This is a genomic window from Clavibacter sp. AC415 (assembly GCF_979252985.1).
On sequence record NZ_CEEDAR010000016.1, the window covers coordinates 207,544 to 221,723 of the forward strand.

Here is a 14,180-nt window from a genome sequence, read left to right on the forward strand (position 1 = left end):
GATCACGACGACGCCGCCGTCCGCGTGCCGGACCCGCAGCTCATAGCCGTCCGCGGTGCCCGCGCCGAGGGCGGCCAGCGATCCCGGGGCAGGCCCAGCGCGTCGCGTGCCGCCGTGGTCGCCGCGGCGTCCTCGGCCCACTGTGTGAAGGAGACCAGCTCCACGGCGGGGCCGATCGTGGTGCCCGGGTTCGGCGTCGATCCCCAGTCGATGAGGAAGGGCACGTCCGGCCGGTCGCTGCGCGGATGCGTGAGGCGCCACTCGAGGAGCGCGCCGTCCGGCGTGCGGCGGGACAGGTCGGCGACGGGTCCCGGGTCCTCGCCGCGGGCGCGGGCGTCGGCGGCGACCCGCTCGATGCCGTCCGGGTGGATCGCGTAGGTCACCACGCGCGGGGCGGTCAGCCGGTCGATGCCGAAGCGGGTCGGCTCGACGCCGGCATCGCGCGCCGGATCCGGGCCGATGAGCTCCAGGTAGCGCGGGCCGCGGGCGCCGTCGACCGTGACGGCGACGAGGGCGTTGGCGGTCCCCGTGGGGTGCACGCCGCCGGGCTCGGCGGCGACTCCGGTGAGGTCCCGGAACCAGGCGACGAGCGCCGCGAGGTCCGGGCCGGCGATGACGACGTGGTCGAGGAGCGCGGGGATCGCCGTGGGCGCGGCGACGGGGACGCCGGATGCGTCGCTCATGCGCCCGACCCCCGACGCGCCGCGGGCACCTCGGGCTCGCCGAGGGACAGCATCAGCCGGTTCGCCCAGTTGAAGAACGCGGCGCCGTTGATGACGTCGACCACCGCCGCGTCGTCGAGTCCGGCGGAGCGGAGGCGGGCGACGTCCGCCGAGCCGAAGCCGAGCGGCGTGGCGGCGAGCGCGACGGATGCGGCGACGACGGCGTCCCACCGCTCGTCGCCGAGCGCCGCGTCGGTGCCCCCGTCGAGGAGGCGCTGCACGTCGTCCTCCCGACCGGAGAAGCGGGTGGCGGCGGCCGCGTGCACGGACGCGCAGAACACGCAGCCGTTGGCGCGCGAGGTGGCGGCGGCCGCGAGCTCGCGCTCGGCCCGGCCGATGCCGCCGTCGGGGTTGTGGAAGATGTCGAGGTCGGTGAGCGTGCGGGCCTCGAGCGCGGCCGGATCCCGCGCGAGCAGCCGGAAGTACGGCATGCGGGCGCGGGCGGGCTCGATGAGGGCGGCGCGCTGGGCGTCGTCCAGGGCGTCCTCGGCGACGGGCTCCAGCCACGGCACCCAGCCGAGGCCCTGCTGCGTGAACGCGTCGGGACGGGCGAGGTCGACGGGGTCGGTGACGGGATCGACGGCGGGTTCGAGGGCGGTCATCGGGTGGCTCCTTCCGGGGCGGGTGCGGGTGCGGTTGCTGATGCGGGTGCGGGTGCGGGTGCGGGTGCGTCGGCGGAGGGGGCGGCGGGCGTCGCGGCGAGCACCGTGAGACCCCACGCGACGCGCAGCTGGAACGAGAGGAACGCGACCAGCTGGGAGAGGCTCACGATCTCGTCGGGGGTCCAGCCGGCGGCGCCGAGCGCGCGGAGGGCCGCGGGGCTGGACTCGCGGGGACGGATCACGAGCAGGTGCGCGTGGGCGAGCGCGGCCGCGAGACGGGTGCCCAGGGCGTCGCGCGTGGCGGCGTCGGGCTGCCACGGATGCGCGGGCACGCTCTCGTCGGCGAGTCCCGGCTCGCGGTAGGCGCCGGTCGGGCCGGCTGCCGCGGAGTCGCGGGCGGCCCGGTCGACGACGGGCGCGAGGCCCGCGTCCGCGTCGCCGAGCAGGTCGGCGTAGAACGCTGCGGCCCGCTCGGATCCGTGCAGCCCGGCCACGAACGCGGCCACGGCGTACCGCTCGGCGTAGCCGAACGCGCCGGGGTCCGCGGGCTCCAGCAGCGCCGCGAAGCTCCGCTGCGCGTTGGCGCGGGCGTCGGGGCGGAGGTCGCGCACGCGGCTCAGCGGGTGGTCGGGCGTGATGCCGGCCAGCAGGTCGATCACGTCGGCGCGGGGCGCGTCGGCGGTGCGGGCGGTGTCGGATCCGGTCATGAGGCTCCTCCTCGTGCAGTGGTCGGAGTGCGGTCGGTCGAGATGCGCTCGGCGCCGCCGAGGTGCGCATCCCGCAGGCCGTCGGCGGCAACGGACCCGGTGGCGAGCCCCAGGCGCGGGGCCACCTCCGTGGCGAGCAGCTCGAGGCTCCGCAGGGTGAGCGCGTGGGTGGCGGGGATGGAGTGCACCTGGAACGAGACGTCGGTCGCGGCGTCGAGGGTGCGGTCGGCGGCGAGGCCGTCGGCGACCTCGTCGGCGGTGCCGAGGTGCGTGTCGGTCACGCGGAGGACGGCGTCGAGGTCGAACGCGTCCGCCGCGTCGCCCACGATCGTGCGGGCGAAGCGGCGCAGGGCAGGCTCCGCGAGGGCGCGGGCGGCGGCGAGGTCGCCCGGATCCACGACGAGCGCCGTCCGTGACGCGAGCACCCGCTCGGGCGCCCCGGCGGGCAGGGCCTCCCGGTACGCGTCGATGATGGGCAGCTGCAGCTCGTGCAGCGGTGCGTCGGGCGCGGTGCCGGGGCGCGGCTGCGTGCGGGAGAGCATCAGGCCGTCGCCGCGGGATCCGATGCGCGCGCCGCCCGCGACCGAGAACGTGCCCTGCCAGATGCGGGCCGAGAGCGTCGGCGCCGGCGGGTAGATGCGGGAGCCCGTGCCGCGCACGCCGCGGCCGTCGAGCGCGTCGAGCAGCACCTGGAGGTGGTCCTGGAAGAGCGCGTGCCGCTCCCCGGGGTCGCGTCCGAACGCGGGGAACGACGCGGGCGTGCCGCCGCTCGCGAGGCCGAGCTGCACGCGTCCGCCGCTCAGGAGGTCGAGCACGGCGGCGTCCTCGGCGGCCCGCAGCGGATCCTCGATCGGCAGCGTGAGCACGGCCGTGCCGAGGCCGATGCGCGAGGTGCGCGCGGCCGCCGCGGCGAGGAGCACGAACGGCGACGGCAGCCCGCCGCCCTCCTCGCCGAAGCTGGTGCTGCGCGAGCCAGACGGACGCGAAGCCGTGGCGCTCCGCGTGCTGGATCTGCTCGAGGGCCGCCGCGTAGCGCTCGGCGGGCGTGCCGGCGTCGAGCACGCGGCCGAAGAAGCCGAGCCGGGCGCCGGTCATGCGCGGGCCCCCTCGTCCTCGCGGGCGGCACGGGCGGTGCCAGACAGGCCCGGGAGAGCCGGCCCCGCGGTGCCGGGCGCGGTCGCACCGCCGCCGGGGATCGCCCGGATCAACTCCCGGGTGTACTCGTGCTGCGGGTCGTCGAACACGTCGTCCACCCGTCCTCCCTCGACCTGCCGGCCGCGCCGGAGCACGGAGACCGTGTCGGCGATCTGCCGCACGACCGCGAGGTCGTGCGAGATGAACACGTACGTGAGCCCCAGCTCGGACTGCAGGTGCGCGAGCAGCCGCAGCACCTGCGCCTGCACGGTCACGTCGAGCGCCGAGACGGCCTCGTCGAGCACCACCAGTTCGGGCCGGAGGATGAGCGCGCGGGCGATGGCGACGCGCTGCCGCTGGCCGCCGGAGAGCTCGCGCGGGTGCCGGTCGGCGGTCTCGGGCGGGAGGTCGACGAGCCGCAGGTGCTCGGCGACGGCCTCCCGGCGCGATGCGGCGTCGCCGCCGTCGCGGAAGTTGAGCAGCGGCTCGCGGACGATCTGCGCGACGGTCTGCCGCGGATCCAGCGACCCGAACGGGTTCTGGTGCACGAGCTGCACGGTGCGCCGCGACTCCCGCAGCGCCCGACCGCGGAGAGCCGTGACGTCGACGCCGCCGATGCGGACGGTGCCGGCGGTCGGCCGGTCGAAGCCCGCGATGGCGCGCCCGGTGGTGGTCTTGCCGGAGCCCGACTCCCCCACGATCGCGTGCGTCGTGCCGCGCGGCACCGCGAAGGAGACGCCGTCGACGGCCACGAGCGGCGCGGATCCGCGGCGGCGGAACTCGCGCCGGAGCCCCGCGACCTCCACGAGCGGCGGCGCGTCCCGTTCGACGACCGCGGGCCGCCGCTCCACCACCTGTCGGAACGACGGCGCGTCCGCGAGGAGCGCCCGCGTGTACGGCGAGGCGGGGGCGGCCAGCACGCGGGCGGCGGGTCCCTGCTCCTGCACGCGGCCGCGCTGGAGCACGACCACGTCGTCGGCGCGCTCGGCGGCGACCGCGAGGTCGTGCGTGATCATCAGCACGCCCACCCCGGTCTCCGCGCGGAGGCGGTCGAGCAGGTCGAGCACGCGCCGCTGCACGGTCACGTCGAGGGCGCTGGTGGGCTCGTCGGCGATGATCAGCTCGGGCTCCAGCGCGATCGCCGCGGCGATGAAGCACGCGCTGGCGCATCCCGCCGGAGAGCTCGTGCGGGTACTGCCGGGCGCGGGTCTCGGGGTCGTCGATGCCGACGCGCTCGAGCAGGTCGAGCACGCGGGCGCGGTTCCGGCGGCGGTCGCGGGAGCCGTGGATGCGCAGGCCCTCGGCGACGCTCTGCCCGATGGTGGCGACGGGGTCGAGCGAGCTGCCGGGATCCTGCGGCACGAGCCCGATGCGGCGCCCGCGGATGCCGCGGAGCCGCGACTCCCCGATGCCCACCAGCTCGGTGCCGCGGAGCTCGACGGCGCCGCCCGCGATCGTCCCGTTCTGCGCGAGCAGCCCGACGACGGCCTGCGCGATGGACGACTTGCCGGATCCGGACTCGCCGACGAGCGCGGTCACGCGGCCCGCGGCGACCTCGAAGGAGACGCCGTCGACGGCCGTGCGCGTGCCGGCCGCCGTGCGGTAGTCGACGCGGAGGTCACGCACGGCGAGGAGCGGAGGCGTGGGTGCCGACGCGGGCGGGGGCGTGGGATCGGTCATGCGAGCTGCCCTCCTCGGATGGACTGGCTGATGCGGTTGGTGGCGAGCACGACGGCGACGACCACTGCGCCCGGCAGCACGGTGAGCCACCACGCGGTGGCCACGTAGTCGCGGCCCTCGGCGACGAGGAGGCCCCACTCGGGCGTGGGCGGCGGGGCGCCGTAGCCGAGGAAGCCGAGGGTGGAGATCTGCAGGATCGCCGATCCGAACTGCAACGCCGCCAGCGCGATGACGGGCGTGAGGGAGTTGGGCAGCACGTGCCGGCGGAGCACCTGCACGAGCGTGCCGCCGGTATCCGTACGCCGCCTCCACGTACTCGCTCACGCGCACCCGCACGACCTCCGCGCGGGAGAGCCGCGCGAACACGGCGATGGAGGTGACGCCCACCGCGATGGCGGCGTTGGTGGTGCCGAAGCCCAGCAGGATCACGATGCTGAGGGAGAGCAGCAGCCCGGGGATCGCGAGCAGCACGTCGACGAGCCGCATGAGGACGTCGTCGACGATGCCGCCGACCGCCCCCGCGACGACGCCGAGCAGCGTCCCCACGACGAGCCCGACGAGCACCGCGACGACCGCGCCGACGACGGACTGCGACGCCCCGAACACGACGCGCGTGTAGAGGTCGCGGCCGGTGGAGTCGGTGCCGAACCAGTGCGCGGCGCTCGGCGCCTGCAGGGACGGCGCGACGGACGCGGTCGGGCTGCCGGAGGCGAACAGCTGCGGCGCGACCGCCCACAGCAGCATCACGAGCACGACGAGCACGGGCACGACGAGCCCCCACGCGAGGCGGGCCCGGCTGGCGGGACGCGTGCGCGGCGCGTCGAGGGTGGCGAGCGTGGTAGCGCTCATCGCGCACCTCCTCTGCGCAGGCGCGCGTCGAGGACCGGATAGAGGAGGTCGACCACGAGGTTGATCACGACGTAGGCGACGGTGGAGAGCACGACGACGGCGAGCAGTACCGGGCTGTCGCGGCTGGCGACGGCCTGCACGGTGAGCTGGCCGACGCCGGCGCGGCCGAACACGGCCTCGGTCACGACGGCCCCGCCGACGAGCTCGCCGAACAGCAGCCCGGCCATGGTCAGCGTGGGGAGCAGCGCGTTCCGGCCGACCCCGTGGAGGAGCAGCCAGGGCGTGCCGGCGCCGCGCGCCCGTACCACCTGCACGAACGGCATCGCGGAGACGTCGTCGATGCTGCGGATGAGCACCTGCGCGAGCGGCGCCGCGATCGGCACGGCGATGGTGAGCACCGGGAGGATCAGCGCCTCGCCGGGGCTCGCGCCGATCAGCGGCACGAGCCCCAGGCGGAACGACAGCACCTGGATGAGGATGATCCCCACCCAGAACACGGGCAGCGAGACGAGCAGCGGCGGCAGGTCGCGGAAGACGCGGCGGATCCAGCGGGCACCGCCGTGAGTCGCGAGGAACGCGATCGGCACGGCGAGCACGACGGCCACGACGAGCCCCAGCACGGCGAGCACGAGCGTCGACGGGATCGCGGTGGCGAGCAGCGTGGACACGGCCGCGCCGCTCTGCACCGAGTACCCGAGCTCTCCCTGGAGGAACGCTCCCGCGGACTCGCCGAGCCGCACGATCAGCGGCCGGTCGGCCCCGTACGACTCGCGGATCGCGGCGAGCTGATCCGGCGACAGGCCGAGCTCGGGGCTTCCGTAGCGGGCGAGCACGGCGTCGCCCGGGAGCGCCGCGAGCAGCACGTAGGCGACGACGTAGGCGAACACCAGCACGACGACGGCCTGGCCGGCGCGGCGGAGGACGTAGCTCATCGCGGTCCCCCTCGCCGTGCCGGCCGCCGCGCCGGCGTGCGCGACGGCCGACGCATCAGCGGTCCAGCCAGACGCCCGCGAAGGTCGGACGGCCGACCGACTCGGTGGCGAAGCCCTGCACGTCGCCGCGGAGGCCGTAGACCTGCGGCTCCTCGAAGAGCGGGAGCACGTAGGCCTGGTCGGCGATGTGCTGCTGCGCCGCGGCGGACGCGGCCTGGCGTCCCTCCGTGGTGGGCTCCGAGGCGATCGCCGTGAGCAGCGCGTCGAGCTCCGGGTCGGCGATGCTCCCGTCGGACGGGTCGCGGTTGAGGAGCACGTTCCGGTTGGTCGAGAAGTACTGCGACTTGAGCACGTCGTAGTCGGCGCGGCCGACCATGGAGTGGTACACCTCGAGCGCGTCCGGGTCCTGCGAGGCCTTCGTCTGCGCGGCCTGGTCGCCCGAGAACAGTTCCACCTTCACGCCGAGCTCCGCGAGCTGCGACTGGATGAGCGTCACGACCTCCTTGGAGCGCGGCTGCGGGAGCGCCTCGTTGAACACCAGCTCCAGGTCCTGCCCGTCCTTCTGGCGAACGCCGTCGGATCCGAGGGTCCAGCCGGCCTCGTCGAGGAGGGCGGCCGCCTTGTCGGCGTCGTGCGCGTAGGAGGCGGAGGTGTCGACGTAGCCGAGCGCGCTCTTCGCGAGCACGCCGGTGGCGAGCGGGTAGCTGTCGCTGAAGAGGGTGTCGAGGATCGCCTGCCGGTCGACGCCCGCGATGATCGCCTGCCGCACCCGCACGTCCTCGAGCTGCGGGGTGCGGAAGCGGAGGTTGAGGCCGTTGTCGACGCCGTTTGTCGCCGCGGCGACGAGCTGCAGGTCGCCGGTGCGGAACTGCGCCTCGTCCGGCGCCTCGATCTGCCGGGCGACGTCGGCCTGCCCGGCGACGACCGTGCCGGTGCGCACGCTGTCCTCGGCGGCGACGATGAGGTCGACCCCGTCGACGAGCGCGCGGCCCTGGCGCTCGGCCTCGGGCGGCGCCCAGTCGTAGTCCTCGCGGGCCGTGAGGGAGATCTGCGTGCCGACGGCCTCGTCGCCGACCACGAAGGGGCCGCTGCCGATGACCGTCTTGGCCTGGCCGGGGCCGAAGCCGTCGTCCGCCTTGGCGAGCGTGGAAGTCGGAGACGAGCCCCGAGTTGATGGTCGAGGTCGCCTGCGCGAACCCGGGCGCCGGCGCCGTGAAGTGGAACTTGACGGTGTCGGCGTCCACGACCTCACCGCGGTCGTAGTTGTTGATCGCCTCGCTGACGGTGAGGGCGCGCGCGGTGTCGCCCTTGCCGTAGAGGTCGAAGTTGGCGACGACGTTCTCGGCGGTCAGCGGGGTGCCGTCGGAGTACGTGACGTCGTCGCGGATGTCGAAGGTGTACTCGGTCGCGTCGGCGTTGACCTCGGGAAGCGCGGTGGCGATCCACGGCTGCAGCTCGAGCGTCTCCGGGTCCTGCCAGAGGAGGCGGTCGGTGATGTTGTTCACGACCGCGCCGTTCGGGTAGAAGCCTGCGGCCGGCGGGTACAGCGTCGTCCACGTCTGCGGCTCGAGGTAGGTGAGCGTGCCGCCGGACTGCGGCTCGCCGCTCGCGGCTCCACCCGCCCCTCCCCCGCCACCGGCCGAGCAGCCGGCCATCAGACCGGTCGCCGCGACGAGGGCGGTGAGGGCGAGGGCGGTGCGCGGTGGACGAGGCATGGTTCTGCTCCTGCGTGTCAGGTGTGCGGGTGGGATGACACGACTCCAGCACGCATGGAGGGGTTTTGCAGGTCCGCGGAACACGCGGCGTAACGGGGTGAAACGGGGCGTCATGGGGGGAATGGATGCGGTGGGGGCGGGGTTCGTGGGCTTGCGCGACACCTGGCCGCCTCCGCTGCCTGACTGCCTCGGTCGCCTGAGCCGCCGCTTAGGCTCGCGGGATGACCGCGCCGCCGATCGTCCGCCCCGCCGCCCCCGATGACGCGGACGGGATCGCTGAGGTCCACATCCAAACCCGGCGCGAGACCTACGCGCACCTGCTCCCAGCCTCGTACTTGGACGGACTCGACGTCGCGACGCGGGCCGACCAGTGGCGTCGGACCCTCACCGAGGCTCCCGTCGACGTGCCGCCCTTCGTCGCCCTCGACGGCGACCGCATCGTCGGCTTCGCGCTCGCGGGGCCGGCGCGCGACGAGGATCCGCCGCGCCCGTTCCAGCTCTACGCGATCAACGTGATCGCGTCCGCGCACGGCACCGGCGCGGGCCAGGCCCTGCTGGACGCGGCCGTGGGCGACTCCCCCGCCTACCTCTGGGCGGCCGACGACAACCCACGCGCGGAGGCGTTCTACCGCCGCAACGGCTTCGCCCGTGACGGCGGCGTGGAGCGTCAGACGTTCCAGGGCGCGGAGATGGTCACGGTGCGTATGGTGCGGTGAGGGTGGCCGGGCGGCCATCGTGGGCAGCACAGATCGAGGCATCTTGTAGAACACTGCCACTACCTCCGCGTGACCTTCAGCCGCTCCGCTTGCGCAACGAACCCGGGTCGGGAAGTTCCCCATCCCGCATCCGAAGGAGCTTCTCCACGTCGCGAAGCCGCGCGGTCAGTTCTGCTCGAACATGCATGAGAGCGAACTGCCATCGATCCGGCTCACGCTCGATCAGGTCCTTGTATTCGCGAGTCGCCCGCACCATGTCTTGGAGCAAGGCGTGCAAGGGACGGTTGGAAGTGACTTGGTCGCGCAGGGCACCGAGCTGCTGTTGAGCAGTGTTCACGCTGCGACGGCATCGGTCAGCATCGTCGCTGTCACCGCGGCTAGGGCGAGGCTGAATCGAGCTCGAATGCTCGCCTCGCCGCCAGGTCGTTTGCGGCGATTCGCATGATCCGCAGATCCTGACGCCGTCGTTGGACGACGTAGGTGCCGTAGGCGATGAGCACCGTGAGCCCGGCGCCGAAGCAGGCGACGACGAGATCCGGTACGAACGAACTCCAGTTCACGAGGACCCGCTCACATCGTGTTCCAGTGGTACTTCCCGTTGGCGTCGGGACCGTTGCCGCCGCACTGATAGCTACGCCCGTTGGCCGCCTGCGCGATCGCACCGACCTGCGAGCAGAAGCCGCCGGGGTTGATGCCGCCGGTCTGCGGGGCCGGAGCGGGCGCGGGCGCCGGCGGCGCGGGGGCGACCGGCGCTGGCGCGGCCGGCTTCGGCGCGGGTGCCGGAGCAGCGGGTGCCGGCGCGGGAGCAGGCGCCACAGTCGGCTCCACGGTCGGCGCGGGGGCGGGCGCGAGCAGCGTGAGCGTCACGGTGGATCCAGCGTCGACGCGCGATCCCGGCGTCGGGCTCTGCGACGTGACGGTCGATGCCGTCGGTCGGGCTGGTCCTCTCCCCCGACTCGAGCACGTACTGGACGAGGTAGCCCGCCTCACGGAGCAGCGTGCGCGCATCTGCAGCGGACTTGGTGCTGACGTCCTCCACGACGTGCACCGCGGGTGTCGGCGTCGCGGACGGCGTCGGCGTGGGGCTGGGCGTCGGCGACGAACTCGCGCTGATCGCGGCCGCCGGGCGCGGGCCGGGTGCCGAGGCGGCGACCGGGACGGCGGCGCCGATGATCAGGAGCAGGATCGCTCCGGCCGCGGTCGCGCTGTTGCGGGGCCGCGAGGCGAGCGCTGGTACCCAGCTGCGCCGTCCGGTGAAGAGCGGGTACAGCGCGGTCACGAGGGCGACCAGCCCGACGGAGACGAACATGCCCCCGAAGCCGCCGATCGCCGTGGTGATCAGCACCGCCAGCGCGACGGCCGCCCCGATGACCCACGACGTGGCCGGGTGCCGGCTCGGGCGCGTGTCAGTGAGGACCGCCATGGGAGCCGCGGGGGTGGAGGCTGCGGCCGGCATGACGGGAGCCTGGTTCCTGCGCGGGGCCGGAGGAGCGGGCACCGCGACCGCCGTGGCAACCGCGCGCTCCGCCTTCAGTCGCGCCGCCTCGACGCGCTCCGCGGCCTTGACCTGCCTGGTCGCCTCCCGCTGAGCGGCCTTCTCGACCCTCTGCTGCTCGGCCGCCGCGAAGCGAGCGGCCTGCGCACGCGCCACCTCGGCGGCGTGCTCGGCCTGGGCCCGAGCGGTGTCGGCGGCACGAGCGGCGCCAGCCTGTGCGGCCTCCGCGGCGGCCAGTGCCGCGACGTTCGCGGCGGGAGCCTGCGGGGCGGCGGGCTGCACCATCGGCGCGACGTGCTGCGTCCACGCGGCGCCGTCCCAGTACCGGAGCTGGCCGGATCCGTCGGGGAACCAGCCGGCGGGTGGGGAGGACGGGACGTCGGGCATGGTGCTCCTCGGGTGCGTGCCGCGACGAAGGGGGTAAGCGGCGGTGGATCCGTCGAATGTCGACGCCTGAGGCTATGAGCGCCCTCTCCTGGCGGGAAGCCCTCACACGGGGGTGAAAGGGAGCCGCGGCCGAGGGAACCGCGCTCCGGGCTGACGCGACGCTCGCGAGAGCGGCCCGCGGGCGTCGCCGCGTTTCCTCAGCCCTCCCGCTGCCGCACAGCGCGAAGGGCGTCGGAGATGGATCCGCCGTACCGCTTCCGGTGCTCCTTCACGACCGCGGCGGTGACACGGGCCGGCAACCGACCGGCCCCGGCGGGATCACCGAGGATGGCCGGCCCCGCCAGGATCGCCCCGCCGAGGGCCGCGAGGAGGAAGAGCATGCCGGGCCCCGCCTGCCCCGAGGCCCAGAAGGCGATGCCCGCCACCCCCGCGGCGACGACGCCGATGCTGCGGAGCACGTTCGACGCGGTCATGAGGAGCACTCCTCCTCGTTCGAGGTGCTCGAGACGGTGCCCGTGCTCATGGGCGTCTGCATGTGCGCCTCCATCAGCTGATCGCTGAGGTGAGGGGCTGGGCTACCCGACCCGTTCCAGGATGCCGAGGACGGGTTCGGTGCTCAACCCCCGCGATGGAGTTCCACGGCCGCGATGATCTCGGTCGCCGCGTCCTCCGCGGGCACGTGCTCCCAGATGCGAAGGACCGTCCAACCGAGGCTTCGGAGCAACACGGTGACGTCCGCGTCGCGCTCGACGTTCCGCGCGAGCTTCGCCACCCAGTAGTCCGCGTTCGCCTTCGGGAGGTGCAGGTGATCCGGACAGCTGTGCCAGAAGCACCCGTCGATGAACACGGCGATGCGCTGACGGGTGAAGGCGATGTCGGCACGGGTCCTCGACTCCTGCACCACGCGGAGGTCGACCCGATATCGCAGGCCTCGAGCGTGCAGGAGGCGCCGGACGAGGAGCTCCGGCCGGGTGTCCCGACGCTTGTTCGCCCGCATGGTGATGCGCGCTGCGTCGGAGGAGGCCCAGGACATGCGGTGAGGGGACCATGCGCCTCCGACATTCGGGGGCGACCTAGGCGAGTGGACGGCTCCCCCCGCTGAACCGACGACGCACGCGCTCAACTCAGGGCAGGACCTCCATGAACCGGCCACCGGTCTCCGGCCATATGACACCGACTCCATACATGAGGAGCAGTTCCCGCAGGTCCCGTGGCGGCTGGGACGGCAACAGGACGGCCTTGTGGGCATGGTCGACGGAGCGGGAGTAGTCGAGGATCTGCCCGAGCGCCGTACGCACGTCGTTGCGAGTCGCAGAAGCTTTGGCCTCGATGAGAAGTCGGCGCGAGGGGTCGTACACGTCCGTGAAGAGATGTGCCCCACCCGGACTCGGGATGCGGTGCCGCACAGCAACCGTCCGTCGTGTGCGCAGCAGCCACGCTGCGTACCGCCGCACGAGCTCCGCTTCCGTCCTCAGGTGAACCTGTGGTTCGGAGGCTCGCTGGATGACGTACTCACCGACTTCCATGGCCTCAAGCGCGACCGCCTCCGCCGATGGAGGCGACTCGGCGAGATGCGTCAGCGACTGCGCGCGCGACTCGCCCACGGGACGGAGCCGGAAGATGAACACAGAGCGCATGACGTCGTCCGCTCCGGGTGCGTCGTCGACGAGGAAGGGGTCGTCCTCGGGAAGCTCGAACTGCCCGACGTACATGACCTCCGGGCTGGTGCCCTGCTTCTCGAAGAGTCGAAGTGCGCGGCCCTCCTCATGGTGATCGCGGACCGCCCTATTGCCACTCGTCATCACCTGCGCGCCGCTCGGCCCTTCGCCCGTGTAGTGGAACGTGCCGTCCGGATGCCAGCCGTCAAAGACGTCATAGCCGCTCGACTGCCCTCCCGGGCCGGTGAAGAGCAGGACGTTGGGTGTCTGACCGCTGGGCTCCATGCCGCCCTGCCACCCGCCGCCGTACAGCGCGTGGATCTCCCGGCGCTTGCGGACATCCCCGACCGGGACCGTCCATTCCCGTTGTTCCACGCTGTCTCGCTCTCGTCACGAAAGCCTCGCACCTGGGAGGTATTCGTGGCTGCACCCCGACGTGGTCACACGGGAAAGGGGCGGGCGCACCATGGTGGCCGGAAGAGAGCCGGGGATCGGAGGGTGCCCGGGAAGGCCGCTCGCCCGCGTCGGGTCGGGATGGGCCGGTTCATCGCCAGCGGCACCGCAAGAGGCAGGATTACCCTGGATACGACGAATGCCCCGGCCGGACCCAAAGGTCCTTCCGAGGCATGTCCGTCGGGCTGACAGGATTTGAACCTGCGACCCCTTGACCCCCAGTCAAGTGCGCTACCAAGCTGCGCCACAGCCCGCTACCCATCGCTGGGCAACTCGTAGAGCCTACCGCATCGGCGGGGATGCTCCCGCACGCTAGGCGCCCGGGCAGGAACGCGGATCAGGTCGGGGCGCCACCCGACGACCGTGCCGCCGGACCGCGACCCGCACCGCGCGGTGTGCGCGGCGGCCTCGGGAACGCATCGCGCATGTGGTCGCTCCGGAGGATGTCGGCGACGCCGATCAGGAGCAGCGAGAACACGATCTGCTCGACGACCATCCACAGCGGGTACAGGCCCGGGATCGCGGCGATCACGAGCGTCACGATCGGGAAGACCTGGCTGAAGAGCCGCAGGCGCGAGTACGCCCACCAGTAGCCGGCCGAGGCGCGCCAGGCGAAGTAGTAGAGCGTCACGGTCATCGCGAGCACCACGAAGGAGCGGAACCAGACGGCCGGCGCGACATCCACACCGTCCGTTGCGAGGGTCAGCGCGATCGCCACGGCCGCCGCGCCCACGAAGGTCTCGGCGACGAGGATCCACCGGATCCAGCGGAACGCCCGTGCCGTGAACGGGTGGTCGCGCATGTCCTCGGCGATGACGTGGCCCGCCTGGCGGCCCGCGGCGATGCGGTCGAGACGGCTGAGCAGCTGGTCCACCGGTGCGATCCTCCACGGTCTCGTGCGCAGGCGTCGGATGCGCCCGGATCAGGGTACGACCCGACGCCGCGCGCCGACTGCGAACGCGCAGGAGCGCGGGATCGGGACACGTCGGCGCCCCTCCCCTGCCCGGTCACGCCCGTCCGCGGATCCCCGCACGACACCCCATGACGCCCCGCGTCGTCACGCGGGGACACCCGCCGTCACACCCCTCGCGACCCCGCACCGCCCGCCCCTACCGTGGCCCCACCGCGAG

The 14,180-nt window shown here is 73.7% G+C and carries 12 protein-coding genes, 1 tRNA gene and 5 pseudogenes; 1 reads left to right on the plus strand and 17 read right to left on the minus strand.

Translation table 11 applies throughout. The features are described 5' to 3' along the window. Window positions 1–2: 2 nt before the first annotated feature. The 8 genes and pseudogenes from ACZ411_RS08490 to ACZ411_RS08525 form a co-directional block, all read right to left on the minus strand. Window positions 3–683, minus strand: coding sequence for a VOC family protein (locus tag ACZ411_RS08490; RefSeq protein WP_464169891.1), 681 nt, complete (start codon window positions 681–683; stop codon window positions 3–5). Beyond that, complete coding sequence (locus tag ACZ411_RS08495) at window positions 680–1,324, minus strand: alkylhydroperoxidase domain protein (protein WP_464169893.1); 645 nt, start codon at window positions 1,322–1,324, stop codon at window positions 680–682. Before ACZ411_RS08495 ends, ACZ411_RS08490 begins: the two co-directional genes overlap by 4 nt. Then, window positions 1,321–2,031 (minus strand): CMD domain protein, encoded by a 711-nt coding sequence (locus ACZ411_RS08500; protein ID WP_464169895.1) that lies wholly within the window; start codon window positions 2,029–2,031, stop codon window positions 1,321–1,323. Before ACZ411_RS08500 ends, ACZ411_RS08495 begins: the two co-directional genes overlap by 4 nt. Next, window positions 2,028–3,126: pseudogene (locus ACZ411_RS08505) on the minus strand (putative FMN-dependent luciferase-like monooxygenase). Before ACZ411_RS08505 ends, ACZ411_RS08500 begins: the two are co-directional and overlap by 4 nt. Further along, window positions 3,123–4,845: pseudogene (locus ACZ411_RS08510) on the minus strand (dipeptide ABC transporter ATP-binding protein). The pseudogenes ACZ411_RS08505 and ACZ411_RS08510 overlap by 4 nt, the downstream one beginning before the upstream one ends. Further along, window positions 4,842–5,694, minus strand: a pseudogene (locus ACZ411_RS08515) (ABC transporter permease). The pseudogenes ACZ411_RS08510 and ACZ411_RS08515 overlap by 4 nt, the downstream one beginning before the upstream one ends. Then, window positions 5,691–6,626 (minus strand): ABC transporter permease, encoded by a 936-nt coding sequence (locus tag ACZ411_RS08520; RefSeq protein ID WP_464169897.1) that lies wholly within the window; start codon window positions 6,624–6,626, stop codon window positions 5,691–5,693. Before ACZ411_RS08520 ends, ACZ411_RS08515 begins: the two are co-directional and overlap by 4 nt. A 55-nt stretch (window positions 6,627–6,681) precedes the next feature. After that, window positions 6,682–8,341: pseudogene (locus tag ACZ411_RS08525) on the minus strand (TIGR04028 family ABC transporter substrate-binding protein). Window positions 8,342–8,562: 221 nt separating this feature from the next. Between ACZ411_RS08525 and ACZ411_RS08530 the strand changes: the two are divergent. Beyond that, the gene (locus ACZ411_RS08530; protein ID WP_464169899.1) at window positions 8,563–9,057 is read left to right on the plus strand and encodes an N-acetyltransferase family protein; all 495 of its coding nucleotides are present in this window, start codon (window positions 8,563–8,565) and stop codon (window positions 9,055–9,057) included. A 76-nt stretch (window positions 9,058–9,133) separates the two neighbouring features. Here the strand turns inward: ACZ411_RS08530 and ACZ411_RS08535 are convergent, their stop codons facing one another. The 9 genes and pseudogenes from ACZ411_RS08535 to ACZ411_RS08575 all read right to left on the minus strand — a co-directional run bounded on the left by ACZ411_RS08535 (window position 9,134) and on the right by ACZ411_RS08575 (window position 13,924). Continuing rightward, the gene (locus ACZ411_RS08535; protein ID WP_464169901.1) at window positions 9,134–9,394 is read right to left on the minus strand and encodes a hypothetical protein; all 261 of its coding nucleotides are present in this window, start codon (window positions 9,392–9,394) and stop codon (window positions 9,134–9,136) included. A gap of 40 nt (window positions 9,395–9,434) precedes the next feature. Next, a complete protein-coding gene (locus tag ACZ411_RS08540) occupies window positions 9,435–9,617 on the minus strand; it encodes a hypothetical protein (RefSeq protein ID WP_464169903.1) in 183 nt (60 codons plus the stop codon). Between the two features lie 10 nt (window positions 9,618–9,627). After that, window positions 9,628–10,065: a PASTA domain-containing protein gene (locus ACZ411_RS08545; protein WP_464170100.1), complete on the minus strand. Its 438-nt coding sequence runs from the start codon at window positions 10,063–10,065 to the stop codon at window positions 9,628–9,630. A gap of 796 nt (window positions 10,066–10,861) precedes the next feature. Continuing rightward, window positions 10,862–10,939, minus strand: a pseudogene (locus tag ACZ411_RS08550) (hypothetical protein); the annotation flags it as partial. A gap of 197 nt (window positions 10,940–11,136) precedes the next feature. After that, on the minus strand, window positions 11,137–11,412 hold the full coding sequence (locus ACZ411_RS08555) for a hypothetical protein (RefSeq protein ID WP_464169905.1): 276 nt from the start codon (window positions 11,410–11,412) through the stop codon (window positions 11,137–11,139). A gap of 143 nt (window positions 11,413–11,555) precedes the next feature. Continuing rightward, window positions 11,556–11,972, minus strand: coding sequence for a very short patch repair endonuclease (locus ACZ411_RS08560; protein WP_464169907.1), 417 nt, complete (start codon window positions 11,970–11,972; stop codon window positions 11,556–11,558). 91 nt (window positions 11,973–12,063) lie between these two features. Continuing rightward, complete coding sequence (locus tag ACZ411_RS08565; RefSeq protein ID WP_464169909.1) at window positions 12,064–12,972, minus strand: hypothetical protein; 909 nt, start codon at window positions 12,970–12,972, stop codon at window positions 12,064–12,066. Between the two features lie 258 nt (window positions 12,973–13,230). Then, window positions 13,231–13,304 (minus strand) — tRNA-Pro (locus tag ACZ411_RS08570). Between the two features lie 83 nt (window positions 13,305–13,387). Next, window positions 13,388–13,924 (minus strand): hypothetical protein, encoded by a 537-nt coding sequence (locus ACZ411_RS08575; protein ID WP_464169911.1) that lies wholly within the window; start codon window positions 13,922–13,924, stop codon window positions 13,388–13,390. Window positions 13,925–14,180: the final 256 nt, after the last annotated feature.

Excerpts from the sequence above, each read along its gene's own strand:
- ACZ411_RS08520 (WP_464169897.1), bottom strand. The coding sequence starts at position 6,626 with ATGAGCTACGTCCTCCGCCGCGCCGGCCAGGCCGTCGTCGTGCTGGTG.
- ACZ411_RS08500 (WP_464169895.1), bottom strand. The coding sequence starts at position 2,031 with ATGACCGGATCCGACACCGCCCGCACCGCCGACGCGCCCCGCGCCGAC.
- ACZ411_RS08495 (WP_464169893.1), bottom strand. The coding sequence starts at position 1,324 with ATGACCGCCCTCGAACCCGCCGTCGATCCCGTCACCGACCCCGTCGAC.
- ACZ411_RS08545 (WP_464170100.1), bottom strand. The coding sequence starts at position 10,065 with ATGCGCGCACGCTGCTCCGTGAGGCGGGCTACCTCGTCCAGTACGTGC.
- ACZ411_RS08555 (WP_464169905.1), bottom strand. The coding sequence starts at position 11,412 with ATGACCGCGTCGAACGTGCTCCGCAGCATCGGCGTCGTCGCCGCGGGG.
- ACZ411_RS08560 (WP_464169907.1), bottom strand. The coding sequence starts at position 11,972 with ATGTCCTGGGCCTCCTCCGACGCAGCGCGCATCACCATGCGGGCGAAC.
- ACZ411_RS08490 (WP_464169891.1), bottom strand. The coding sequence starts at position 683 with ATGAGCGACGCATCCGGCGTCCCCGTCGCCGCGCCCACGGCGATCCCC.
- ACZ411_RS08530 (WP_464169899.1), top strand. The coding sequence starts at position 8,563 with ATGACCGCGCCGCCGATCGTCCGCCCCGCCGCCCCCGATGACGCGGAC.